Source organism: Microbispora sp. ATCC PTA-5024 (assembly GCF_000511135.2).
GTDB lineage: Bacteria > Actinomycetota > Actinomycetes > Streptosporangiales > Streptosporangiaceae > Microbispora > Microbispora corallina.
The window spans coordinates 1,254,858-1,276,278 of sequence record NZ_KI866523.1; the positions used below are offsets into that span (position 1 = coordinate 1,254,858).

Consider the following 21,421-nt stretch of genomic DNA (forward strand, 5'->3'; position numbering starts at 1 on the left):
GATCCCGCCGTGCCCCCGGCCGTGGCCCCCGCCGACGTCCCGCTCCGCGCGCCGGACGCGTCGCCCGCGGCGAACCGCCCGGCGGGCGGCGCCGAGGGGTAGGGGTCGATAGCCTTTGCCCATGACCAAGTGGGAATACGTCACCGTGCCGCTGCTCACGCACGCGACGAAGCAGATCCTGGACAACTGGGGTGAGGACGGCTGGGAGCTCGTCTCCGTCGTGCCGGGGCCCAACCCCGAGCAGCTCGTCGCCTACATGAAGCGGGCCAAGTGATGGCCACGCCGGAGGAGCGCATCGCGGACCTCGGGCTGACGCTGCCCGAGGTCGTCCCCCCGCTGGCCGCCTACGTCCCCGCCCTCAGGACCGGCGACCACGTGTACACCTCGGGCCAGCTCCCGATGGTGGACGGCAAGCTTCTGGTCACGGGCAAGGTCGGCGCGGCCGTCTCCCCCGAGGAGGCGAAGGAGCAGGCGCGCGTCTGCGCGCTCAACGCGATCGCCGCCATCAGGTCGGTGGCGGGCGACCTGTCGCGCGTCGTGCGGATCGTCAAGGTCGTCGGCTTCGTCGCCAGCGCCCCCGACTTCACCGGCCAGCCCCAGGTCGTGAACGGCGCCAGTGAGCTGCTCGGCGAGGTGTTCGGGGAGGCGGGCCGGCACGCCAGGAGCGCGGTCGGCGTGGCCGTCCTCCCCCTGGACGCCCCCGTCGAGGTGGAAGTCGTCGCCGAGGTCCGATGACCGTGGCGCTGGGGAGCGGGGGCGCGACGGCCTCCGCTCCCCGGCAGCGGGGGGCGCGACGGCCTCCGCTCCCCGGCCGCGCCGCCGGGATGTTTGCCGCACCCGGTCGGGTGGGGGACCATGAGGCTCGAAACCGATTCTTGTTCTGGTTGGAGGGCCGCATGGGGGTTCCGTTGCCGGGCGACTTCGGCAGGCGAGCGCGGGAGATCCTCGCCGGCCGCCTCGCGCCCGTCCCCGCCCGCGACGCCGCGACCGTGGTGCTGCTGCGCGACGACCCGGCGGGGCTGGAGGTCTACCTCCTGAAGCGCAAGCCGACGATGGCCTTCGCGGCGGGCGCCCACGTCTTCCCCGGCGGCTCGGTCGATCCCCGCGACACCGACCACGCGGTCGCCTGGGCCGGCCCCTCCCCGGCCGAGTGGGGGGAGGTCCTGCACGCCGACGAGGGCACCGCGCGCGGCCTGGTCTGCGCCGCCGTACGGGAGACCTTCGAGGAGTCGGGCGTGCTCCTGGCCGGGCGCGACGACGACACCGTGGTGGACGACACGACCGGCGACGACTGGGAGGCCGACCGGCTCGCGCTGATCGCCCGTACGCTCTCGTTCGCCGAGTTCCTCGACCGGCGGGGCCTCGTCCTGCGCTCCGACCTGCTGAAGGCCTGGGCCCACTGGATCACCCCGGTCGTGGAGACGAGGCGCTTCGACACCCGGTTCTTCGTGGCGGCGCTGCCGCCGGGTCAGCGGACCCGCGACGTCGGCGGCGAGGCCGACCGGGTCGCCTGGCTGAGGCCCGCAGACGCCATCACCCGGGCGCGGGCCAGGGAGGTCGTGCTGATGCCGCCGACGTTCCACACGTTGACCGAGATGGCGACGTTCGAGACGATCGGCGACGTGTTCGCCTCCGACCGCGAGATCACCGCAGTCCTGCCCGCGCCCGTCGAGGTCGACGGGCAGATCGTCCTCATGGTCCCGGGCCTCGACTACCGTCGCACGCTCGGCGGCCTCGCGACGCGGGAGGCGACGCCGTGAGCGGTCTGCGCATCCCCGTGGACGGGCCGGACGGCTCGGGCACGGCCTCGGCGGTCGCCGTCCTGGCCCCGAACCCCTCCCCGATGACGCTCGACGGCACCAACACCTGGATCCTCGGCACCTCCGAGGACGTGATCGTGGTGGACCCCGGCCCGGACGACGACGGGCACCTCAAGCGGGTCGCCGAGCGGGTGTCCGACCGCCGGGTGACGGCCGTGCTGCTGACCCACGGGCATCCCGACCACAGCGAGGGCGCCGCGTCGTTCGCCGCCATGACCGGTGCGCCGGTCCGGGCGCTCGACCCGCGCCACCGCCTGGGCGAGGAGGGCCTCGCCGACGGGGACATCCTGACGGCGGGCGGCACCGAGGTACGGGTGATGGCCACGCCCGGGCACTCGTCCGACTCGCTGTGCTTCTGGCTGCCCGGGGACCGGGCCATGCTCACCGGCGACACCGTGCTCGGCCGGGGCACCACGGTGATCGCCCCCGACGGCGACCTTGGCGACTACCTGCGCAGCCTCGACCGGCTGCGGCAGGGCGCCGAGATCCTGGAGGCCGAGGCGCTGCTGCCCGGCCACGGGCCGGTCCTGCCCGACCCGATCGGCGTCCTCGACGCCTACATCGCGCACCGGCGCGAGCGGCTGGACCAGATCCGCGAGGCCATCCGGCAGGGCGCCCGGGACGCGCGGGAGATCGTCGAGATGGTCTACGCCGAGGTCGACAGGTCGCTGTGGCCGGCGGCCGAGATGTCCGTCGCGGCCCAGCTCAACTACCTGAAGACGCTCTAGCGGGAGCGGTTGTAGAGCCGCTCCCTGTCCATGATCACGACGGCCTTGGCCTCGATGCGCAGCCAGCCGCGCTGGGCGAAGTCGGCGAGCGCCTTGTTGACCGTCTCCCGCGACGCGCCCACGAGCTGGGCCAGCTCCTCCTGGGTCAGGTCGTGGTGGACGCGGATGCCGTCGTCGGTCTTCTGGCCGAACCGGTCGGCCAGGTCGAGCAGCTGCTTGGCCACGCGGCCCGGCACGTCGGTGAAGACCAGGTCAGCCAGCACGTCGTTGGTGCGGCGCAGCCGCTGGGCCAGCGCGCGCAGCAGGTGGAGGGCGACCTCCGGGCGTCCGGTCAGCCACGGCCGCAGGTCGTCGTGGCCGAGCCCGGCCAGCCGCACGTCGGTCAGCGCGATCGCGGAGGCCGTACGGGGGCGCGGGTCGAACAGCGAGAGCTCGCCGAACATCTCGCCGGGGCCGAGCACGCTCAGCAGGTTCTCCCGGCCGTCGGGCGCCGTCCGGGCCAGCTTGATCTTGCCTTCGAGCACCACGTAGAGCCGGTCGCCCGTCTCGTTCTCACTGAAGAGGGTGCGGCCCTTGGGGAGCTCGACCTCGGTGATGCTGGTTCGCAGGGCCGCGGCGCTCTCGCGGTCGAGCGCGGAGAACAGGGGCGCCTTGCTCAGTACGTCTTCGGTGCTCACGGTGCCTCCCTCATGGTCGCGCTCGGTCGCCGGCTCCGTGCAGCCATTGTGACCCACGCCATCCTCGGAGCCTCACGCGGTCTCGTCGGATGCGGGTCCCGGCTGGCGCCCGTCGGCCGTGCCCGGCGGATCTCCACAATCCTGGCGAAAACCTATCCGAGCCCTTTCACAGACTCGACGGGGAGTCGCCGGTCATGGGATCCCCCGGCCGAATTGTACGGACAAAAAGGTCTATCCGTGGACGTCATCGCATTTCACGGAGTATCGGACAGGAGACCATATCCCCACCGGTTCCGCGGGAGGCAGGCCGTGCGAGGCCCTACGCTTGCGGCATGGCGACGAACACGGCTGCACCCGGGCCGGCCCGTCGGCGCGCGCCGGAGACCCGCCTGGGTCTGGTCCGGCGGGCGCGGCGGATCAACCGGATCCTCGCCGAGACCTACCCCGACGCCCACTGCGAGCTCGACTTCGGCACCCCGCTGGAGTTGCTCGTCGCCACGATCCTGTCGGCGCAGTGCACCGACAAGCGGGTGAACATGGTGACGCCGGTGCTGTTCGCGAAGTACCGCACGGCCGCCGACTACGCCGCCGCCGACCGCGCCGAGCTGGAAGAGATCATCAAGTCGACGGGGTTCTTCCGGGCCAAGGCCAACAGCATCATGGGAATGGCGCAGGCCCTGTGCGAGCGGCACAAGGGTGAGGTGCCGGGCAGGCTGGCCGACCTCGTCAAGCTCCCCGGCGTCGGGCGCAAGACCGCCAACGTCGTGCTCGGCAACGCCTTCGACGTCCCCGGCATCACGGTCGACACCCACTTCCAGCGGCTGACGAGGCGGTTCGGCTGGACCACGGAGACCGACCCGGTGAAGATCGAGCACGAGGTCGGCGAGCTCATCCCGAAGTCCGAGTGGACGATGCTCTCCCACCGCCTGATCTGGCACGGCCGCCGCATCTGCCACGCCCGCAGGCCCGCGTGCGGCGTGTGCCCGCTCGCCGCCCTCTGCCCGTCGTACGGCACCGGGCCCACCGACCCGGACGAGGCCGCCAAGCTGGTCAGGCCGGGCCCGTTCTCCTGATCGGGAAGCCCCCGCGGGTTCCCGTGGTTGTACGCCACGCGTGACCGCCGTTTTACCCATGGAGGTGGAGGTTGGCTCCCGCCTGGTTGACGGAGCTGGCGGCGAAGGCCGCCCACAGCCCGGTGCCGACGGCCCTGCGCCCTCCCGCGGACGGCACCGGCCGTCAGGCGGCGGTGCTCCTGCTGTTCGGCGAAGGGCCGGAGGGCCCCGACATCCTGCTGATCCAGCGCAGCTCGAAGGGGCGGGTGCACGCAGGCCAGCCCGCGTTCCCCGGCGGAGGGGTCGACCCCGACGACGCCGGCCCGGTGGCGGCGGCGCTGCGGGAGGCCAAGGAGGAGACCGGGCTCGACCCGAGCGGCGTCGAGGTCGTCGGCACGATGCCGGAGCTGTACGTCTGGCGCAGCGACAACCGGGTGACGCCCGTGCTCGCCTGGTGGCACACGCCGTGCACGGTCCACGCCGCCTCGCCGGACGAGGTCGAGACCGTCGAGCGGATCCCGGTCGCCGAGCTGGTGGACCCGGCCAACCGGCTCCGGCTGCGGCACCCCCGGGGGATCGCCCCGTCCGTCGCGTTCCGCGTGCGCGGGCTGCTGGTGTGGGGGTTCACGGCCGGGGTGCTCGACGGCGTGCTGACGGCCGCCGGGTTCGAGCGGCCCTGGGACCGCTCACGAATCGAGGACCTCCCCCCCGAGGTCATCGATCTCGCCGCTCGCGGCTGAGCCGGTCGCCTCGACGCGCGACGGCCGATCGGACGTCAGGCCGCTCAGCGACAGGCCGAGGGACGCCCAGTCGGCGACGTCCTCGTCCTCGTCGGCCGCGAGGCGGCGCAGGGCGGCCAGCCCGGACGGGTCGGGCGGGCGCCCGAGAACGTGGGGCAGCGCGTAGGCCACGCCGTACCGGACGGTGGGATGCTCGTGCGCGGCCAGCTCGATGACCGACGGCAGGGCCCGCCGGTCGCGCAGGTGGCCGAAGGCGATCAGCACCGAGTAGAGCACCCGGGGGTCGTCCTCGCTGGCCGCCAGGTAGCGGAGCACGGGCAGCGTACGGTCGGCGAAGGGGCGGTCGCGGCCCAGCTCGCCGAGGATGTCGGCGCCCAGGATGCGCTCCGCCGCCGCGTCGCTCGCGCACAGCCGCCGGGCCACCATGAACGTCTCCAGGTCGCCGCGCCCCTGCAGCGTGGTGATCGCCTGCCACCGGCGGGGCCCGTCGGGGTCCGTGTCGGCCAGGGCGGCGGCGATCAGCTCGCCGGCCGGCCGGTCGTCCGGCCCGCGCTCGTCACCGCCAGCCGAGTGACCGGCGGTCGTATGCCCGGCCGCGACCTGCTCGGCCGCGACCTGCTCGGCCGCGACCTGCTCGGCCGGTGCGTTCTCGGCCGCCGCGTTCTCGGCCGCTGCGCGGCCGCTCGCGGGTGCGCCCCCGTCCGCGCCGGCGCCGTCCGCGGCTCCGGACGGCCCTTCCGATACCCCCATGACGTCACGATATCGACGAGACCTGGGAGACGCGCGCACGACAGATGGCGTGGCTGGATACGGTTGAATCGTGCGCGGCGATCTCTTGGATCTCATCCTGATCGGTCTGGTCGTGGCGTTCGCCGTGTCCGGATACCGGCAGGGCTTCATCATCGGGGCCTTCAGCTTCATCGGATTCGTCGGCGGAGCCGTCCTGGGCATGTTCGTGGCCCCGCCGATCGCGGGCGCGATCGTCAGCGGCGACACGGAGAGGGCGCTGTTAGCCATCGTGATCGTCTTCCTGGCGGCCACGGTCGGGCAGTTCGCGTCCTCCACGATCGGGGCCGTGGTGCGCAGCCACGTGACCTGGGAGCCCGCGCGGATGGTCGACGCCCTGGGCGGCTCGGTCGCCAGCGGCCTGTCCGTCCTGCTCATCGCGTGGCTGCTCGGCTCGCTGATCGTCTCCATGAGCTTCGCCGTGCTCAAGGAGCAGGTCGACGGCTCCGTCGTGTGGCAGACGGTCGACGAGGCCATCCCCAACGGCGTCCGGTCGTTGCAGAAGCCGTTCAGGGACTTCGTCGACTCCTCGGAATGGCCCCAGGTCATCACGTCCATCGGCGGCCAGAACGTCGCGCCGCCCGACGAGGGCGTGCTGACCGGCAGCCCCGGGCTCACCCGGGCCCGCAGGGCCATCGTCAAGGTGCAGGGCACCGCCCCGAGCTGCCGCAAGCGCATCGAGGGGACGGGCTTCGTCTACGCCGAGCACCGGGTGATGACGAACGCCCACGTCGTCGCCGGCGTCACCGAGGGCCTGCGGGTGACCGACTCCGACGGCACGCAGCACGACGCCCGCGTCGTGCTCTACAACCCCGACCGCGACATCGCCGTCCTGTTCGTGCCCGACCTGCCGGCCGGGGCGCTGCGCTTCGACTTCACCGCCAAGAAGGGCGACAGCGCGATCATCGCCGGCTACCCCAAGGGGCACGGCTTCACCCCGCTCGCCGCGCGGATCCGGGTCAAGCAGCCGGCCGAGTCGTACGACATCTACAACCAGCGCAAGGTCAACCGCGAGGTCTACGCGGTCCGCGGGAAGGTGCAGCCCGGCAACTCGGGCGGCCCGCTGCTCAGCCCCGACGGCAGGGTCTACGGGGTGATCTTCGCCGCCGCGACCGACCAGCCGGAGACGGGCTACGCCCTGACCGCGGAGGAGGTCCTGCCGGACGCCGACGACGGCAGCGGCGCCGTGGCCAGGGTGAACACCCAGGAGTGCGACTGACGGGCTGCCCCGGGGCGTTCAGCCCTCGTGCAGGTGCTCCAGGACGGTCGTGATGGCGTCCGACGCGTCCACCTCGCCCGCGTCGACGTCCGCCGTGAGCCGGTCGGTCGCCAGGGCCAGGGCCCGCAGGTCCAGCCCGTACGGCTGCCGCGAGCCGTACGCGCCGAGGCGGGCGGAGCCGCGCGTCAGCAGGGCGGCCGCGCCGGGGAGGTTGCCGCGCTGCACGTGGGTGAGGCCGACGCAGATCTGGGCGAGGCCCTGCCACAGCTCGCGCTCGTCGGACGGGCCGGTCTTCCACCGTGCCTCGAGCACCTCGTGCGCGTGGAACGGCCGTTCGGCGGCGAGCAGCCGCCTGGCCTCGTCGAGCGCCTGCCGCGCCCCCGGCGCGTAGTCGTCCGGGACCCGCGGGACGCCGGCGGCGCCGCGCGGCAGCGGCCTGCCGTACTCGTCCCGGGGACGCGCGTTGCGGGGACGGCCCGCTTTGTCACGGTCACGCATGATCTCTCCGTTGTGGGAGTCCTCTCCCGCCAGGGGAGGTGCGACCGGTGCCGGTCCGGCACGGGCGGCCGCGGATGCTCACGATCGAGTGGAGGATCTCCGGGGGAGACCCTCCGGCGTCGCCGGCGGAGTCGGGGCACTCCAGGGCACATTCTTACAAGGTTTCACGAGATCACGCCGACGGTTCGCCCAGGTGGGCGGTTCCGCCAGGCGACCCGGACGGCGACGGTCAGGTGGCCGGCGGCGGGGTGAAGCCTGCGAGCGGGCCGGCGGACCGGCCGCCGTGCCGTCGTCAGCGGTCCGGCTCGGGGTCGGCCAGCCACGCGATCAGCTCGGCGTCGAACTGCTCGGGCCGCTCCTCGTGCGGGAAGTGCCCGGCGCCCTCGATCAGCCGCCAGCGGTACGGCGCCGCCACGAACCGGCTCGACCCCTGCGCCGTACGGGGGAGAACGCACGGGTCGAGCGCGCCGTGGAGCTGCAGGGTGGGGGCCTCGATCTCGGCCCGCATCTGACGGGCGTAGCGGAGGCCGTCCGGCCGGAGCTGCGAGCGGGCGAACCAGCGGTAGTACTCCAGGGCGGAGTGCGCCACCGCCGGGATGCGCAGCGCGTCCTGGTAGGTGCGGGTCAGGCCCTCGGACGGCCACGCCGGCCCGGCCCAGCGCTCGATCAGCCGTCCGGCGAGGGCGCCGCCCCGCGCGGTCAGCCGCCGCTCCGGCAGCAGCGGGACCTGGAACCCCAGGGCGTACCGGCTCGCCTTGAGCTGGCCGAAGGGGTCGGTGTACAGCGCGGCCCGCAGGCGGAGCGGGTGCGGCGCGGACACCGCCACGAGCCGGCGGACCACCTTGGGATCGACCACGCTCATAGTCCAGGCGAGCAGGCCGCCCCAGTCGTGCCCGACCACGACGGCGCCCGTCTCGCCCAGAGCGCGGACGAGCCCGGCCGCGTCGGCGGCCAGGGTGGGCAGGTCGTAGCCCCGCGGCGGCTTGTCGCTCGCGCCGTACCCCCGGAGGTCGGCGGCGACGGCCCGGTAGCCCGCCTCGGCGAGCGACACGAGCTGGTGACGCCAGGTCCACCAGAACTGCGGGAACCCGTGAAGCAGCAGCACGAGCGGGCCCTCACCGGCCTCCACCACGTGGAACCGGGTGCCTCCGGCGTGGACGGCCCGGTGGGTCCACGGCCCCTCGACCTGGACCAGGCTCTCGTCAGGTGGCATCGATCACGGACTCCCGATGGGACCCCACCTGACCGGCCGTCGGACCGGTGTACGGCGGGGGCGCGGGCGGGCCGGGGCGGCGCGCGGGCACGGCCGTCTCCTCGGCGAGCTCCTCCTCCTCGGGACCCTTGAGGCTCTTGAGGCTGCGCACGGTGCGCTTCATGCCGGTCAGGCCCTTGAGGCGCCGGTAGCCGACGAAGACCAGCACCGCGGCCATCAGGAGGTAGAACACGGTCACGATGGCGAACGCCAGCCAGGCGGACAGCCCGAGGGCCACGAGGCCGTACGCGATGGCGAACGAGGCCAGGATCAGGCACAGGTGCCCGATGAAGGCGGCCGCGCCGAACAGCCCGGCGGCCGTGCCGACCCTCTTCGCGTCGAACTTCAGCTCGGCCTTGGCCAGCTCGATCTCCGAGCGGACGAGGGTCGAGATGTGATGGCTCGCCTGGGCGACCAGCGCGCCGAGCGATTCGTCCTCGGGCATCAGGGATCTCCTATCTGCGACTATCAAACATCATCTCGTGCCGGCGCGCGCACGCGCACGTGATGCCTCTCGCACCTCGCGGAGCGCTCTGTTCCCCGGCGTCGTCGCCGCCTGGGAATCTGCCCGCCGCGGCCCGGATTATGACGGCCTGCCCCCATAAGCACAGGGCGTGGACGCCGGGTTCGGCGTCCACGCCCTTGATGCCGGAGCGGCGACCGTCAGTCGTCGCTCTTGGCGCTGGGGAGCTTCTCGGCGATCAGGTTCATGACGGAGCTGTCGGTGAGCGTGGTGACGTCGCCGAGCGACCGGTTCTCCGCCACGTCGCGCAGCAGGCGTCGCATGATCTTGCCGGAGCGGGTCTTGGGCAGCTCGGGGACCACCATGATCTGACGCGGCTTGGCGATCGGGCCGAGCGTCTTGGCGACGTGGGCCCGCAGTTCGGCCGCGATGTCGTCGCTCTCCTCGGCCCCGCCGCGCAGGATCACGAACGACACGATCGCCTGGCCGGTGACCGGGTCGGTCGCGCCGACGACGGCGGCCTCGGCCACCTTCGGGTGGCTGACCAGCGCGCTCTCGACCTCGGTCGTGGAGATGTTGTGCCCGGAGACGAGCATGACGTCGTCGACCCGGCCCAGCAGCCACAGGTCGCCGTCCTCGTCGCGCTTGGCGCCGTCGCCGGGGAAGTACATCCCCTCGAAGCGCGACCAGTAGGTGTCGATGTACCGCTGGTCGTCGCCCCAGATCGTGCGGAGCATGGACGGCCAGGGCTCCCGGATCACGAGGAAGCCGCCCCCGCCGTTCGGCACCGACTTCGCCTGGTCGTCGACCACGTCGGCGACGATGCCCGGCAGCGGCTGCATGGCGGCGCCGGGCTTGGCGGCCGTGACGCCGGGGAGCGGACTGATCATGATGCCGCCGGTCTCGGTCTGCCACCACGTGTCCACCACCGGGCAGCGGTTGGCGCCGATGTGCTCGCGGTACCAGACGTACGCCTCGGGGTTGATGGGCTCGCCGACAGAGCCGAGCACGCGCAGGGACGACATGTCGAACTTGGCCGGGATGTCGTCGCCCCACTTCATGAACGTCCGGATGGCCGTCGGGGCGGTGTAGAGGATCGTGACCTTGTACTTCTGCACGATCTCCCAGAACCGGCCCCGGTGCGGGGTGTCGGGGGTGCCCTCGTAGATGACGCTGGTCGCGCCGTTGGCCAGCGGGCCGTACACGATGTAGGAGTGCCCGGTCACCCAGCCGATGTCGGCGGTGCACCAGTAGATGTCGGTCTCCGGCTTGAGGTCGAAGACCGCGTGGTGGGTCCAGGCGACCTGGGTCAGGTAACCGCCGGTGGTGTGCAGGATGCCCTTGGGCCTGCCGGTCGTGCCGCTGGTGTAGAGGATGTACAGCGGGTCCTCGGCGTCGTGGGGGACCGGCTCGTGCTCGGCCGGCTGACGGTCGACCAGGTCGTGCCACCAGACGTCCTTGTCGCCGAACGCCACGTCCTGTCCGGTCCTGCGCACCACCAGCACGTGCTCGACGCCCGGGCACTCGGCCACGGCCTCGTCGACCGTGGGCTTGAGCGCGCTCGGCGCGCCCCGGCGGTAGCCGCCGTCCGCGGTGATCACGACCTTCGCGTCGGCGTCGTCGATGCGGCTCTTCAGGGCCGTCGCGGAGAACCCGCCGAACACCACCGAGTGGATGGCCCCGATCCGGGCGCAGGCCAGCAGCGCGATCGGCAGCTCGGGGATCATGGGCATGTAGACGGCGACCCGGTCGCCCTTGCGCACGCCCAGCTCCTCCAGCGCGTTGGCCGCCTTCGCGACCTCCTTCGCCAGGTCGGCGTAGGTGATCGTACGGCTGTCGCCCTCGGGCTCGCCCTCCCAGTAGTAGGCGACCTTGTCGCCCCGGCCCTCCTCGACGTGGCGGTCGACGCAGTTGTACGCGACGTTCAACCGGCCGCCGATGAACCACTTCGCGAACGGCGCCTTCCACTCCAGCGTGGTGTCCCAGCGCCGCGCCCAGGTGAGCCGCTCCGCCGCGCGCTCCCAGAACGCGAGCCTGTCCTGCGCGGCCTCCTCGTAGGCGTCCGCCGTGACGTTGGCGTCCGCCGCGAGGTCGGCCGGCGGGTCGAACCGCCGCGTCTCGCTCAGCAGGTTCGACAGCGTCTCCTGCGATTCCTGACCGGGGGTATCGGTGGCCACTGCGTGCTCCTTACAGCGTCTTCTGCTTCTCTTACGTTCGGCCGCCTCGGCCAAGCTGGGGTATGTCGTTCCCACTTCACCAGGCCAGGGCCGTCAAGTACAAGTAATCGAGGGCCCTCCCTCACGTCGCGCCACAGGACCTCGTTATCAGAGATGCCTGGGGAATTTACGGTGATATGAGGGGATCTGGGCGTTGGGGTGCGCCCAACGGCCGCACCTTCTCGCCGAACGACGTGCTACCCGCCGGTAAGGTCGGTGCCTGTGAACGACCCGCTCGCCGCCGTCGCGGAGCTGCCAGGAGTCCCGGAGGCCGTTCAGGAGGCCAGGGAGGCCGTCGACCGCCTCTACCGCCACCGGGTGCTGCGGCGGCGCAGTCCCGAGGTGTCGGCGGAGTCGGCCCTGCGCGGGGCCCGCGCGTCGGCCGCGCTCGAGGGCGTCCACGTGGCCCTGGAGCAGCTGCGGCGCGGCGAGGCGACCGATCCCGTCGTGCAGGGCGCGCTGCGGGCGTCCGCCGAGCTGGGACGCCTCGGGCCGACGTGGCGATCGGCGCCCCGGCAGGTCCTCGCCCGGCTGCACACGCTCGCCGCGGCCGGGCTCACGGCCGACCCCGGCCGTCCCAGGACCGGGGACACGTCCGCCGACCCGCTCGGGCTCGGTCCCGCCCCCGGCGCGGCGGAGACGGCCGCCCGGATGGCGGCCCTGGCCGACCTCGTGTCGGGGACGAACGCGCCGGCCCTCGTGCTGGGCGCGATCGTCCACGCGGAGCTCGCCGTGCTGCGGCCGTTCGGCGTCGCGGACGGCCTGGTGGCCAGGGCGGCGGAGCGGCTCACACTGGTGGAGCTGGGCCTGGACCCCAAGTCGCTCACCGTGGTCGAGGTGGGGCACGCCGACCTCGGCGAGGCGTACGCCGAGGGGCTGCGGTCGTACCTGAAGGGGACGGCGGAGGGAGTCGCCGCCTGGGTGCGGCACTGCGCCGAGTCGGTCGTGCTGGGCGCCCGCGAGAGCACGGCCGTGTGCGAGGCCCTGTCGCGCTGACCGGTGCCGGCGGTCACCGTTCCCCCAACAAAGCGGACGGCGTCCCTGGTATGGAACGCCGTCGCCTGGTACGTCTCACCGGGTTACCAAGCGTGAATCGAATTTGTCGGAGCGGGTCAAGCCCGTCTCGACACGCCTCCCGCGGCTGGTCGCGCGTGGGTGCCCGGTGGCCGTACGCGGACTCAAAGAGTCCGTAACCCCTTTCTACGTCCGATTCCCGGGGTTGGAAACCCCTTGGAGCAAGACCTTTACCAGGCACGATGGACTACCCGATACGCCCTGTTTTGTGCCCGTCGCCGCTAATTACGGCCGGTCTGTCGGGCGCTTCGATCGAGCCGGTTGTCACGGGGAGTGAGAGGCCGCCGTACCCGTTGCGACGGCGCATGTCCACATGTAAAACTGACTCAGAGAAAAAAACTTACTCAGATTGGGGATGGCGCTCGACGAACCTCTCGTCGATCAGGCAGCATACGGTGTGTCTCCCCAGGAGGGACGACCGTGGAGAGGGCGGAAGTTTACAGAGCCCTTGCCACGCCCCTACTCGGTGAATAAAGCTTTCTTCCAAACGGGACCGGCTCTACCCCCCCAGAGCCGGACCACTCGGCGACCCCCGCTCTCCCCCCCGGCGGGGGTCGCCCTTTTCCTTGATGCGGTCTGTCCACAGAACCTGGTTCGGCCGGACGGGCCCGGCCCGCGATCTCGCACGGTGGTCTCCCCACGACGACAGGGAGACACCGATGCACCGCCCCTTGGCCATCACCGACGATCAGGACCTGCTCGACGACCTGCTCCGCATCGCCGCCGCGGCGGGCGTCGAGATCGATGTCGCCCACGTGGCGGCGCACGCCCGGCCGTACTGGGGGCGCGCCCCGCTGGTCGTGGTCGGCGGCGATCTCGCGGACGACCTGGCGGCGACCGGCCCACCGCCCCGGCAGAACGTGGTCATCGTCACCCGGACGGCCGGCGACCCGGACATGTGGCGACGGTGCGTGGCGATCGGAGCCCAGGCCGTCCTCGAACTGCCGGACGCGGAGCGCGTCCTCGTGGAGGAGCTGGGGGAGGCCGTCGAGCCCGCGACCCGCGCGGGCACGGTCGTGTGCGTCGTCGGCGGCAGGGGAGGCGCCGGCGCGACGGTGCTGTCCGCGTCCCTGGCCCTGACCGCGTCCCGCCGCGGCCTGCGGACGCTGCTGGTCGACGCCGACCCGCTGGGCGGCGGCATCGACGTCGTCCTGGGCCAGGAGCAGGCGCTGGGGGCGCGCTGGCCGGACATCGTCGGCCGGGAGGGCAGGGTGAGCTTCTCGGCTCTGCACGAGGCGCTGCCGACGTTCGGCGAGCTCACCGTGCTGTCGTGGCATCGGGGGCGTCCGGCGGCGATCCCTCGCGAGGCGATGCGGGCCGTGCTCGACGCCGCCCGCCGCGGTTGCGACCTGGTGGTCGTCGACCTGCCGCGGCACGTGGACGAGGGGGAGTCCGAGGCCCTGGCGCGGGCGAGCGCCACCCTGGTCGTCGTGCCGGCGGATCTGCGGGGAGCCCTGGCCGCCGCCCAGACGGTCGCCGTCCTGCGCCGGCACACAGGAGATCTGCGGGCGGTGCTCCGCACGGGCACCGTCGACCCTGACGTGGTCTCCACCTCCCTCGACGTCCCGTGCGCGGGAGTCGTGCCCGACGTGCGCAACCTCGTGGAGACGCTCGACCGGGGCGATCCGCCGCCTCTCGGCCGCACGCCCCTGGGCCGGTTCTGCTCCGGCCTCCTCGCGACCCTGGTCGACACCCCATGACCCGCCCCAGCCCTCCTCATGTCGATCGCCACCGTCCGCCGGCGCTGACACGTCGCCTGCCCGAGGTGGCGTTGCCGCGTGCCGGGACGGTGCGCTCGCGGGTATCGCGGGGTCTTCTCGCGGTGTGTTTCCGCGCGGTCGCTGGCCGCCTGCCGGCGGCGTGGCTTCATGCGGAGGCGGTGCGCTCGCGGGGGTCGTCGTCTCCGTGGGGCGTCTCCCGCTTGGCCGCTGGAGGCCGTTCTCGGGAGGCGTCGTGACCAGGGCCGTGTCTCCCGCGGAGATCCCGGGGGTCCCGCCGGAGCTGGTCGAGGCCGTACGGGTGCGGCTGTCGCGGGCCGGCGCCCCGCCGACCGCCGCGCAGGTCGCGGCCGCCCTGCGCGCCGAGCGCGCCGTGCTGGGCGACGCCGAGGTGCTCGCCGTCGCGCGGACCCTGCGCGCCCACCTGATCGGCGCCGGGCCGCTCGAATCGCTGCTGGCCGAGCCGGGCGTCACGGACGTCCTGGTGAACGGGCCGCGAGACGTGTGGGTCGACGACGGCCGCGGCCTGCGCCGCACAGGCGTGACCTTCGCGGGCGACGACGACGTGCGGCGCCTGGCCCAGCGCCTCGCGGCGGCCGCCGGTCGCCGCCTCGACGACGCCAGTCCTTACGTCGACGCCCGGTTGGCGGGCGGGGTGCGGCTGCACGCCGTGCTGCCCCCGGTCGCGCCCGAGGGCACGTGCCTGTCCCTGCGCCTGCCGCCACGCCGCACGTTCACGATCGAGGAGCTCGTCCCTTCGGCTGGTGCGACGGTGCTGCATGCGATCATGGCGGCGCGTCTGGCGTTCCTCGTCACGGGAGGCACGGGCACGGGCAAGACGACCCTCCTGTCCGCGATGCTCTCCCGGGCCGATCAGGGCGAGCGCCTGCTGCTCGTGGAGGACTCGGCGGAGCTGCATCCCCAGCACCCCCACGTCGTCCGTCTGGAGGCCCGCCCGCCCAACCTTGAAGGCGCGGGCGGCGTCACCCTGCGCGATCTCGTACGGCAGGCCCTCCGCATGCGCCCGGACCGCGTCGTCGTGGGCGAGGTGCGCGGCTCCGAGGTCGTCGACCTCCTGGCCGCGCTCAACACGGGGCACGAGGGCGGCTGTGGCACCCTGCACGCCAACAACGCGGCCGACGTGCCGGCGCGGCTTGAGGCCCTCGCGTGCGCGGCCGGGCTCTCCCGGGAGGCCGTCCACAGCCAGATCGCCGCCGCCCTCGACGTGGTCGTCCACCTCGTGCGGGAGCCCGGCGGCGGTCCCCGGCGCGTGTCGGAGATCTGCCTGCTCGACCGCCTGCCCTCCGGGCTCGTCACCGCCGTGCCGGCGCTGACCCTCGACGCCCGTGGCGCGGTCGCTCGCGGACCGGCCGCCGAGGCGCTGGCCTCCCGATGCCCGGCGACCGCCATGGCCTTCGCGCCCGCGCCGTCCGCCGATGTGACGCCCGACGCCTCGAGGTCCTGCCGGGGAGGGGCGTGATGGTCCTGATCGCCGTACTGGCCGCGGCGACGGCCGGCTGGGTCGCCGCGGGTCCGGACGCCGTCACGGCGCGGCTCGTCCTCCTCACCCGCACCTCCCGCGCGGGAGCCCTCCGCGGCCTGTGGACGGCGGCGCTGCGCAGGCGGAGGCCGGCGGCGGACGCCGCCGCCTGGCGGCAGATCTCGATCGAGCTGTGCCAGAGCCTCGCGGCCGAACTCACCGCGGGCCGGACGCCCGGCGACGCTCTCGCACGAGCCGTGGCCTCGGCCCACCCACCCGACCCGGCCGCGCTGTCACCGGTGGCGGCGGCCGCGCGCGACGGCGGCGACGTCGCCGCCGCGCTGCGGAGGTCCGCCCCTGCCGCGGGTGGTGAGGGGCTGCTGCGGCTGGCGGCCTGCTGGCGGGTGGGCGTCACCGCCGGCGCCGGACTGACCGCCCTGGTCGAACGCCTGACCTCCTCCCTCCGGGAGGCCGAGGCCCACCGCCAGGAGGTGGCGGCGCAGCTCGCCGGGCCTCGTGCGACGGCGCGGATGCTCGCCGTCCTGCCCGTGCTCGGGCTGCTCATGGGCGCCGGCCTCGGGATGAGCCCCCTGGCCTTCCTGCTGGGCGGGCCCGCCGGGCTGGCCTGCCTGGCCGTGGGGCTTGGACTCGACGCCGCCGGGGTCTGGTGGACCGGACGCCTGGTCGCCCGCGCGGAGGAGACGCCGGGATCGGGAGGGCGGTTCTCGTGATCGCTCTCGTGGCGGGGATCGCGCTCGCGGTCTCCTTGTGGATCTGGCCGGCCAGGCGCTCACCGATCGATCGCCTCCGCGCCCTGGCGTACGAGCAGGGCGGCGGCACGGCCGCCACGACCGGAGAGGCTCGCCGGCCCGGCCGAAGAGTCGGCGCGCTCGTCGCTGCACCGTTGGCTTTCGTGGGGTTCCTTCTGGTGGGCGGAGTCCCCGGCCTCCTCGCGGGAGCCCTGCTGGCGGCGGGTGCGCTCGTGGTCGTCCACAGGCGTGAGTCGCCCGAGGCCCGACGCCGTCGGGAGCGGATAGCGGCAGATCTTCCGTTCGCCGCGGATCTGATGGTCGCGTGTCTTCGGGCGGGCCGCCCACTTGGCGGGGCTGTGGAAACCGCCGCACAGGCTATCGGGGGTCCGCTGGGCGATCGCCTGGAGTGGGTGGGCGCCCAGATCCGGCTCGGCGCCGATCCGGAGGCGGCCTGGGCCGCGCTCACCGGTGATCCGCCGCTGGCCCCGCTCTCCCGCACGATGATCAGAGCCGCTCAGAGCGGCGCACCGGTCGCCGACGTCCTCACCCGGCTCGCCGACGACGCCCGGCAGACGGCCAGGGCGGCGGCGTCCGCGGCCGCCCGTCGCGTCGGCGTACAGGCCGTGGCGCCTCTTGGGCTCTGCTTCCTGCCGGCCTTCGTGCTCCTGGGCATCGTCCCGGTGGTCGCCGGTCTGGCCACGCAGATCCTGCTGCCGTGATCCACCTGTGGACGCCCGTTATTCACAGCTGGGGACGACGCTGTCCACAGCTGTGGAAATCCGTGAGGTGCAGAAGCGGACGTAGCCGCCTTTCCCGGCTCAGCTGTTCGGGCCTCTGGCGCTCCTTCTCACCGCTTGTCCACAGAACCCGATTCGCCTTCCTGAAGGTCCCGTCAGAGCGCGCAGCCTGTGGTCGGCACGGGCGGACGGTCCGCCCCGACCTGCAGGAGGACCTATGAGCCACACGACGGCCGAGCAACTGCCGCAGCCAATCCCGGCGCTGACGGAGAGCGTGGGGCGCGCCCGGCACCGCAAGCCCGGCCTCCTGGCCCGGCTCCGGCGATCCCTGGGCCTCACCCGGGCCCCACGCGGCGTCCGCAGGACGAGCCGCCACCGATCGGTGGCCGCCCCGGCGGTCGCCGGCCTGTGGATGACCGTCGGGCGCGCCCTTCCTCTCGGCGCCTGCGTCGCGTCCATGTCGGCCGGGGTGTCGGCCGGGGTGTCGGCCGGGGTGTCGGCCGGGGTGTCGGCCGGGGTGCGGGCCGGGGTGCGGGCCGGGGCGGTGCGGACGGCTCTCCGAGAGCCGGTCATCGCTTTCCGGCGACTGGTCACCGCGAGGCGGGAGTTGGTCACCGCGACACGTGCGCGGGCTCGATCCGTGGGCGTGCAGTGGACCCTGCTCCTGCGAGACAGGGCCGAGGCGGGGATGTCGACAGCGGAGTACGCCGTGGGGACGATCGCCGCCTGCGGCTTCGCGGCCTTGTTGTGGAAGGTCGTGACGAGCGCCGAGGTGCGTTCGATGCTCGCCGCGCTCATCCAGAAGGCCCTCAAGCTGGCGGGCTGAGAACGATGACTCGGAGCGACGACCTGGAGAGGGACGACCTGGAGAGGACGGACGGCCCGCACCCGTCGGAGCGGCGGCACGGGCCGGATCGCGAACCGGACGGTGCACGGCGTCCGCCCGGCCGCCACGCCCGCGCCGCGATCGCCGCCGGAGACCCTCCCACAAGGGCGCTGCCGGAAGGACGGCCGGAGCGAGGGTCGGTGACGGCGGAGACGGCGGTGGCGCTTCCGGCTCTCGTGGTCGTCCTGGCGGCCGCACTGTGGGCGGTGACTGTTGTCGGTGCTCATCTGCAGTGCGTGGACGCGGCTCGGGCGGGAGCCCGGGCCGCGGCCCGCGGAGAGGCGGTGGACGCGGTTCGGGCCGCGGTGTCCCGGGCGGCCCCGCCGGGAGCACGAGTCGAGGTCGTGCTCGGAGTGGTCACGACCAGGGTTGAGGTCGTCGCCTCCGTCCGGCCCTTGTGGCGGACCATGGTGCCACCCATGCGGGTGGAGGCGTTCGCCGTCGCCGCCACCGAGCCCGGCGTCATCGTCGAAGACGGCGCGAGCGGACCCTCTGCTCAGGCAGCCTCCGGAAGTCTGCCCTCGGTCGCACCCGCAGACCCGCCTCCCGCGCCGGGGTCTATTCCTGCGCTTGGGCTCGCCTCCGCACCGGCGCCCGCGTCGGCGTGGGGCGTTCGCCACAAGGAGCGGTCGCCGGCGGGTTCCGAAGGGCCGGCTGGCCGAGCGGGGTGGCCTCTCACGGTGGCGGCGGCCGTCGTCGCGTTACCGCCCGCCACGGGCCTCCCGACGCCGGGATCGCGACGTCGTCCGCGGCGCGGGGCTTTCCCGTGCATGCAGGACCCCGATCGAGGGGCGGCCACGATCTGGATGGTCGCGCTCATGGCGATGATCTGGATGTCGGCCATGGTCGTCGTTCACGTGGGTGTGGCCCGGGTCGCCCGGCATCGGGCGCAGAACGCCGCCGATCTCTCCGCCCTCGCGGCGGCCTCCTGGGCCATCGCCAGGCCGGAGGATGCGTGCGAGCACGCCGGCGACATCGCCGCGGCGAACGGTGCCGAGGTCGTCTCCTGCGCTGTGTCGGGCGGCGTCGCCGACGTCTCCACGACAGTGCCGTTCACCGCTCCGACGCTGGGGAGGCGCGTCGCGACGGGCGTCGCGAGGGCGGGTCCGGTCGGGGCCGAGAGGTGACCACCCCAAGCGCATCTCGTGACGAGGCGCCCCGCAACGGGCCGTCGGCAGTCGCTGAGCAGCGCGGCTGGACATGGGCCGAAGAGTGCGGCGGGGAGCGAGGCTTCCAATGCGTATGGAGCCGTACGTCTGGGACTGCTGTGGCGCTAACGTCGGACCGGGTCAGAAGGTGAAGTGTCGCAATAGAATCACGACTTCTTGGACATCACGTCCAAGAGGTGACGTCTGGAATAAGGTTCCGCTTACCCTCCGTCGCCGACCGCATGCGGGGAGGCGGGGTGGCCGGCGTTTGTCGACGAAGGGGTGCGTCGTGACCAGTGTCCGCAGGTTGGCCGCCGCGGCGGTGCTCATGCCGCTGACGGTGGTGTCCGCGCTGATCGTGAGCGTGGCCCCCGCGAGCGCGGCCGACGGCGAGATCCTCTCTCCCGGCGACGGCCAGACGATCCGGACACCGGGGCCCGTGGCGATCTCCGCCAAGACCGACTGGTACCAGGTCAGCATGGCCCTGTACGTAGAGGGCCCATCGGTGTCCCGCCAGAAGATCGCTTCCGGTGGGGCGAACCAGACGATCAGCGGCTCCTTCGACCCCGGTGACGCTCCGAACGGCACGTTCACGGTCACCCTCTACGGGGAGATCACGAACAAGACCTACAAGACGTCGACGTTCGTCCTCAGCCGGCCTCCGCAGACGCCGTCGGGCGTCGAGGCACGGCTCAAGAACGCGTCCACAGTTGTTGTCACCTGGGCGAAGGGCGCCGAGCCCGACCTGAGGTCGTACGAGATCTCATCGAGGAAGACCGGCGCCTCGGGATCGGTGTCGGCCGACGAGGCGTGTTCGGGTTCCACCTGCCAGGCGAGCGTGGCGGTGCCGGCGAAGGCGGCGGGCCAGAAGGTGGACCTGGCCGTGCGGGCGTTCCGTTCCGACGGTCAAGGGGGCGCCATCGGGTCGCCCGGAGCCGCCACTGCCTCTGTGAGCATCCCCGCGCCCAAGCCGTCGGCGACCACGTCCCAGAAGCCCGCGTCGGAGAAACCGCAGGCGAGCAAGACCGGCGACAGGCGCCTGCCCACGACCACCCTGCCGAACCCGCTGCCCACGGTCCCCAAGGAGCACGGGAACACCAAGCTGAAGCTGCCCGCCGTGAACGGCACCGGTGACCCGGCCGGGCCGGAGGTCGCCCCCGCCAAGAGCGACGCCCCCGACGTGTCGGCCCAGTCGTCCTTCGCGCCCCTGGGTGGCCTGAGCTACGGGATCTACGCGGCCATCGCCGTGGTCCTGCTCCTCATCGGAGCTCACCTGGGCGCGCTCGTACGCCGTAGGAGCGGATCGGGGGCCGGCCCCGCTCGTCCGGTGGCCACGACCGGGCCCATCGGTCCCTCCCCGACGGCCGGGACGACCACGGGAGCCTCCGCGCGGACCAAGCCGTCTGCCACGCGCCGCCCGACCGTGATCCTCGCCAATTCGAAGCCGCGTGCTGCCGGCGACACGGACGCGGGCATCGGCTCGGGCACCGGCACCGCTGCTGGGGATCGGGAGGCCAGGAACGGTTTCCCGGAGCCGGTGGACTTCCCGGTGGGGGCCGACGACGCCACCGCGGTCACCGGTCCTGGAGGAACGGGCTCGGGGACGGCGGCATCCGGAGCCGGAGGGGTCTCTACCGGGTCGGGGCAGGACATCGGATCGGACGACCGGGACGGCTCGTCCTCCACAAAAGGCGGCTCTACCGGAAAGCTCGACGGACCGGCTCCGGCCCACTCCACGGGCTCCTCGGGACCGCGTCTCCCCGCGGACATCCTGTCCGACGACGCGGCCGACCCCGGCGCTCGCGGTCGTGTCCCGGGCTCTAAGTCCGCTGCCGCCCCTGTGCCTGCCTCCGCCCCCACTCGTGGTTCGGACGCATCGGCGCTCGATGCCGGCACGGCCGAGGATGGGTCCGCGTCCTGCACCTCGGTCAGCGCCTCGTCCACGGCCCCTCAGCCCCGGCTGGACGACGACCTCATGCCTCACCGGCGTCCCGATGGGAACGACCTCCCACGACCCCGGCTTGACGACGGCCTCTGGGACCGTCCCAGGCAGCCGCAGCACGACGTCTGGACAGAGGAGGACGACGACGCCGTTCCCAGCGGCACCCGCGATCTCTGACCCACGGCCCAACCGGCGACACCGGGCGGCCCGGCGCGTCCGGGCTTGATCGTTCG

General features: G+C 73.3%; 21 protein-coding genes and 1 pseudogene. 16 read left to right on the forward strand and 6 right to left on the reverse strand.

Annotation, left to right across the window (positions count from 1 at the left end; translation table 11 throughout):
• Positions 1 to 121 precede the first annotated feature (121 nt).
• From MPTA5024_RS41000 to MPTA5024_RS18310, 4 genes are all read left to right on the forward strand, one after another.
• Positions 122 to 274 (forward strand): DUF4177 domain-containing protein, encoded by a 153-nt coding sequence (locus tag MPTA5024_RS41000; protein WP_157099537.1) that lies wholly within the window; start codon positions 122 to 124, stop codon positions 272 to 274.
• A complete protein-coding gene (locus MPTA5024_RS18300; protein WP_036325245.1) occupies positions 274 to 735 on the forward strand; it encodes a RidA family protein in 462 nt (153 codons plus the stop codon). Before MPTA5024_RS41000 ends, MPTA5024_RS18300 begins: the two co-directional genes overlap by 1 nt.
• Before the next feature lie 161 nt (positions 736 to 896).
• Positions 897 to 1,760, forward strand: coding sequence for an NUDIX hydrolase (locus MPTA5024_RS18305; protein WP_051458320.1), 864 nt, complete (start codon positions 897 to 899; stop codon positions 1,758 to 1,760).
• Positions 1,757 to 2,548, forward strand: coding sequence for an MBL fold metallo-hydrolase (locus tag MPTA5024_RS18310; RefSeq protein WP_036325246.1), 792 nt, complete (start codon positions 1,757 to 1,759; stop codon positions 2,546 to 2,548). Before MPTA5024_RS18305 ends, MPTA5024_RS18310 begins: the two co-directional genes overlap by 4 nt.
• Here the strand turns inward: MPTA5024_RS18310 and MPTA5024_RS18315 are convergent.
• Positions 2,545 to 3,225 carry a Crp/Fnr family transcriptional regulator gene (locus MPTA5024_RS18315; protein WP_036325247.1) on the reverse strand — a complete coding sequence of 227 codons (681 nt, stop codon included), beginning with the start codon at positions 3,223 to 3,225 and terminating at the stop codon, positions 2,545 to 2,547. The two genes, MPTA5024_RS18310 and MPTA5024_RS18315, sit on opposite strands and share 4 nt — an antisense overlap.
• Before the next feature lie 332 nt (positions 3,226 to 3,557).
• Between MPTA5024_RS18315 and nth the strand changes: the two genes are divergently transcribed.
• Together nth and MPTA5024_RS18325 are read left to right on the forward strand one after the other, a co-directional pair.
• A complete protein-coding gene (gene nth, locus MPTA5024_RS18320) occupies positions 3,558 to 4,298 on the forward strand; it encodes an endonuclease III (protein ID WP_036325248.1) in 741 nt (246 codons plus the stop codon).
• Positions 4,299 to 4,369: 71 nt separating this feature from the next.
• On the forward strand, positions 4,370 to 5,017 hold the full coding sequence (locus MPTA5024_RS18325) for an NUDIX hydrolase (protein ID WP_036325249.1): 648 nt from the start codon (positions 4,370 to 4,372) through the stop codon (positions 5,015 to 5,017).
• On the opposite strand, the gene MPTA5024_RS18330 is transcribed toward MPTA5024_RS18325, so the two are convergent.
• A complete protein-coding gene (locus MPTA5024_RS18330) occupies positions 4,964 to 5,767 on the reverse strand; it encodes a HEAT repeat domain-containing protein (RefSeq protein WP_084369785.1) in 804 nt (267 codons plus the stop codon). The two genes, MPTA5024_RS18325 and MPTA5024_RS18330, sit on opposite strands and share 54 nt — an antisense overlap.
• A 70-nt stretch (positions 5,768 to 5,837) precedes the next feature.
• Here MPTA5024_RS18330 and MPTA5024_RS18335 point away from each other — a divergent pair, with 70 nt between their 5' ends.
• Positions 5,838 to 7,022, forward strand: a complete 1,185-nt coding sequence (locus MPTA5024_RS18335; protein WP_036325250.1) for a MarP family serine protease — start codon at positions 5,838 to 5,840, stop codon at positions 7,020 to 7,022.
• Positions 7,023 to 7,040: 18 nt separating this feature from the next.
• Here MPTA5024_RS18335 and MPTA5024_RS18340 read toward each other — a convergent pair whose 3' ends face one another.
• From MPTA5024_RS18340 to acs, 4 genes are all read right to left on the reverse strand, one after another.
• The gene (locus MPTA5024_RS18340) at positions 7,041 to 7,520 is read right to left on the reverse strand and encodes a DUF309 domain-containing protein (protein WP_051458321.1); all 480 of its coding nucleotides are present in this window, start codon (positions 7,518 to 7,520) and stop codon (positions 7,041 to 7,043) included.
• A 292-nt stretch (positions 7,521 to 7,812) separates the two neighbouring features.
• Positions 7,813 to 8,733: an alpha/beta fold hydrolase gene (locus tag MPTA5024_RS18345; RefSeq protein WP_036325251.1), complete on the reverse strand. Its 921-nt coding sequence runs from the start codon at positions 8,731 to 8,733 to the stop codon at positions 7,813 to 7,815.
• Positions 8,723 to 9,217 carry a phage holin family protein gene (locus tag MPTA5024_RS18350; RefSeq protein ID WP_036325252.1) on the reverse strand — a complete coding sequence of 165 codons (495 nt, stop codon included), beginning with the start codon at positions 9,215 to 9,217 and terminating at the stop codon, positions 8,723 to 8,725. Before MPTA5024_RS18350 ends, MPTA5024_RS18345 begins: the two co-directional genes overlap by 11 nt.
• A gap of 218 nt (positions 9,218 to 9,435) precedes the next feature.
• On the reverse strand, positions 9,436 to 11,412 hold the full coding sequence (acs, locus tag MPTA5024_RS18355; protein WP_036325253.1) for an acetate--CoA ligase: 1,977 nt from the start codon (positions 11,410 to 11,412) through the stop codon (positions 9,436 to 9,438).
• Positions 11,413 to 11,673: 261 nt separating this feature from the next.
• Between acs and MPTA5024_RS18360 the strand changes: the two genes are divergently transcribed.
• The 9 genes and pseudogenes from MPTA5024_RS18360 (at position 11,674) to MPTA5024_RS18395 (ending at position 21,365) form a co-directional block, all read left to right on the forward strand.
• Positions 11,674 to 12,447, forward strand: coding sequence for a hypothetical protein (locus MPTA5024_RS18360; RefSeq protein WP_036325254.1), 774 nt, complete (start codon positions 11,674 to 11,676; stop codon positions 12,445 to 12,447).
• Positions 12,448 to 13,184: 737 nt separating this feature from the next.
• On the forward strand, positions 13,185 to 14,225 hold the full coding sequence (ssd, locus tag MPTA5024_RS18365) for a septum site-determining protein Ssd (RefSeq protein ID WP_036325255.1): 1,041 nt from the start codon (positions 13,185 to 13,187) through the stop codon (positions 14,223 to 14,225).
• 253 nt (positions 14,226 to 14,478) lie between these two features.
• Positions 14,479 to 15,723, forward strand: a complete 1,245-nt coding sequence (locus MPTA5024_RS18370; RefSeq protein WP_232326520.1) for a TadA family conjugal transfer-associated ATPase — start codon at positions 14,479 to 14,481, stop codon at positions 15,721 to 15,723.
• Complete coding sequence (locus MPTA5024_RS18375; protein ID WP_036325256.1) at positions 15,723 to 16,454, forward strand: type II secretion system F family protein; 732 nt, start codon at positions 15,723 to 15,725, stop codon at positions 16,452 to 16,454. The genes MPTA5024_RS18370 and MPTA5024_RS18375 overlap by 1 nt, the downstream gene beginning before the upstream one ends.
• A gap of 335 nt (positions 16,455 to 16,789) precedes the next feature.
• Positions 16,790 to 17,194: a type II secretion system F family protein gene (locus tag MPTA5024_RS43605; protein WP_232326573.1), complete on the forward strand. Its 405-nt coding sequence runs from the start codon at positions 16,790 to 16,792 to the stop codon at positions 17,192 to 17,194.
• Positions 17,195 to 17,429: 235 nt separating this feature from the next.
• Positions 17,430 to 18,038: a DUF4244 domain-containing protein gene (locus tag MPTA5024_RS44525; protein WP_332310621.1), complete on the forward strand. Its 609-nt coding sequence runs from the start codon at positions 17,430 to 17,432 to the stop codon at positions 18,036 to 18,038.
• A 5-nt stretch (positions 18,039 to 18,043) separates the two neighbouring features.
• Positions 18,044 to 18,496 (forward strand): annotated as a pseudogene (locus MPTA5024_RS44300) (TadE family type IV pilus minor pilin); the annotation flags it as partial.
• A 372-nt stretch (positions 18,497 to 18,868) separates the two neighbouring features.
• Complete coding sequence (locus MPTA5024_RS42330; RefSeq protein ID WP_036325257.1) at positions 18,869 to 19,225, forward strand: Rv3654c family TadE-like protein; 357 nt, start codon at positions 18,869 to 18,871, stop codon at positions 19,223 to 19,225.
• Positions 19,226 to 19,535: 310 nt separating this feature from the next.
• On the forward strand, positions 19,536 to 21,365 hold the full coding sequence (locus tag MPTA5024_RS18395) for a hypothetical protein (RefSeq protein WP_157099539.1): 1,830 nt from the start codon (positions 19,536 to 19,538) through the stop codon (positions 21,363 to 21,365).
• The last annotated feature ends 56 nt before the right edge of the window (positions 21,366 to 21,421 follow it).

What these genes read in the sequence shown, in the direction of transcription:
- MPTA5024_RS41000 (WP_157099537.1), top strand. Translation starts at nt 122, where the DNA reads ATGACCAAGTGGGAATACGTCACCGTGCCGCTGCTCACGCACGCGACG.
- MPTA5024_RS18300 (WP_036325245.1), top strand. Translation starts at nt 274, where the DNA reads ATGGCCACGCCGGAGGAGCGCATCGCGGACCTCGGGCTGACGCTGCCC.
- MPTA5024_RS18305 (WP_051458320.1), top strand. Translation starts at nt 897, where the DNA reads ATGGGGGTTCCGTTGCCGGGCGACTTCGGCAGGCGAGCGCGGGAGATC.
- nth (WP_036325248.1), top strand. Translation starts at nt 3,558, where the DNA reads ATGGCGACGAACACGGCTGCACCCGGGCCGGCCCGTCGGCGCGCGCCG.
- MPTA5024_RS18330 (WP_084369785.1), bottom strand. Translation starts at nt 5,767, where the DNA reads ATGGGGGTATCGGAAGGGCCGTCCGGAGCCGCGGACGGCGCCGGCGCG.
- MPTA5024_RS18340 (WP_051458321.1), bottom strand. Translation starts at nt 7,520, where the DNA reads ATGCGTGACCGTGACAAAGCGGGCCGTCCCCGCAACGCGCGTCCCCGG.
- MPTA5024_RS18345 (WP_036325251.1), bottom strand. Translation starts at nt 8,733, where the DNA reads ATGCCACCTGACGAGAGCCTGGTCCAGGTCGAGGGGCCGTGGACCCAC.
- MPTA5024_RS18350 (WP_036325252.1), bottom strand. Translation starts at nt 9,217, where the DNA reads ATGCCCGAGGACGAATCGCTCGGCGCGCTGGTCGCCCAGGCGAGCCAT.
- ssd (WP_036325255.1), top strand. Translation starts at nt 13,185, where the DNA reads ATGCACCGCCCCTTGGCCATCACCGACGATCAGGACCTGCTCGACGAC.
- MPTA5024_RS18375 (WP_036325256.1), top strand. Translation starts at nt 15,723, where the DNA reads ATGGTCCTGATCGCCGTACTGGCCGCGGCGACGGCCGGCTGGGTCGCC.
- MPTA5024_RS43605 (WP_232326573.1), top strand. Translation starts at nt 16,790, where the DNA reads ATGGTCGCGTGTCTTCGGGCGGGCCGCCCACTTGGCGGGGCTGTGGAA.
- MPTA5024_RS44525 (WP_332310621.1), top strand. Translation starts at nt 17,430, where the DNA reads ATGAGCCACACGACGGCCGAGCAACTGCCGCAGCCAATCCCGGCGCTG.
- MPTA5024_RS42330 (WP_036325257.1), top strand. Translation starts at nt 18,869, where the DNA reads ATGCAGGACCCCGATCGAGGGGCGGCCACGATCTGGATGGTCGCGCTC.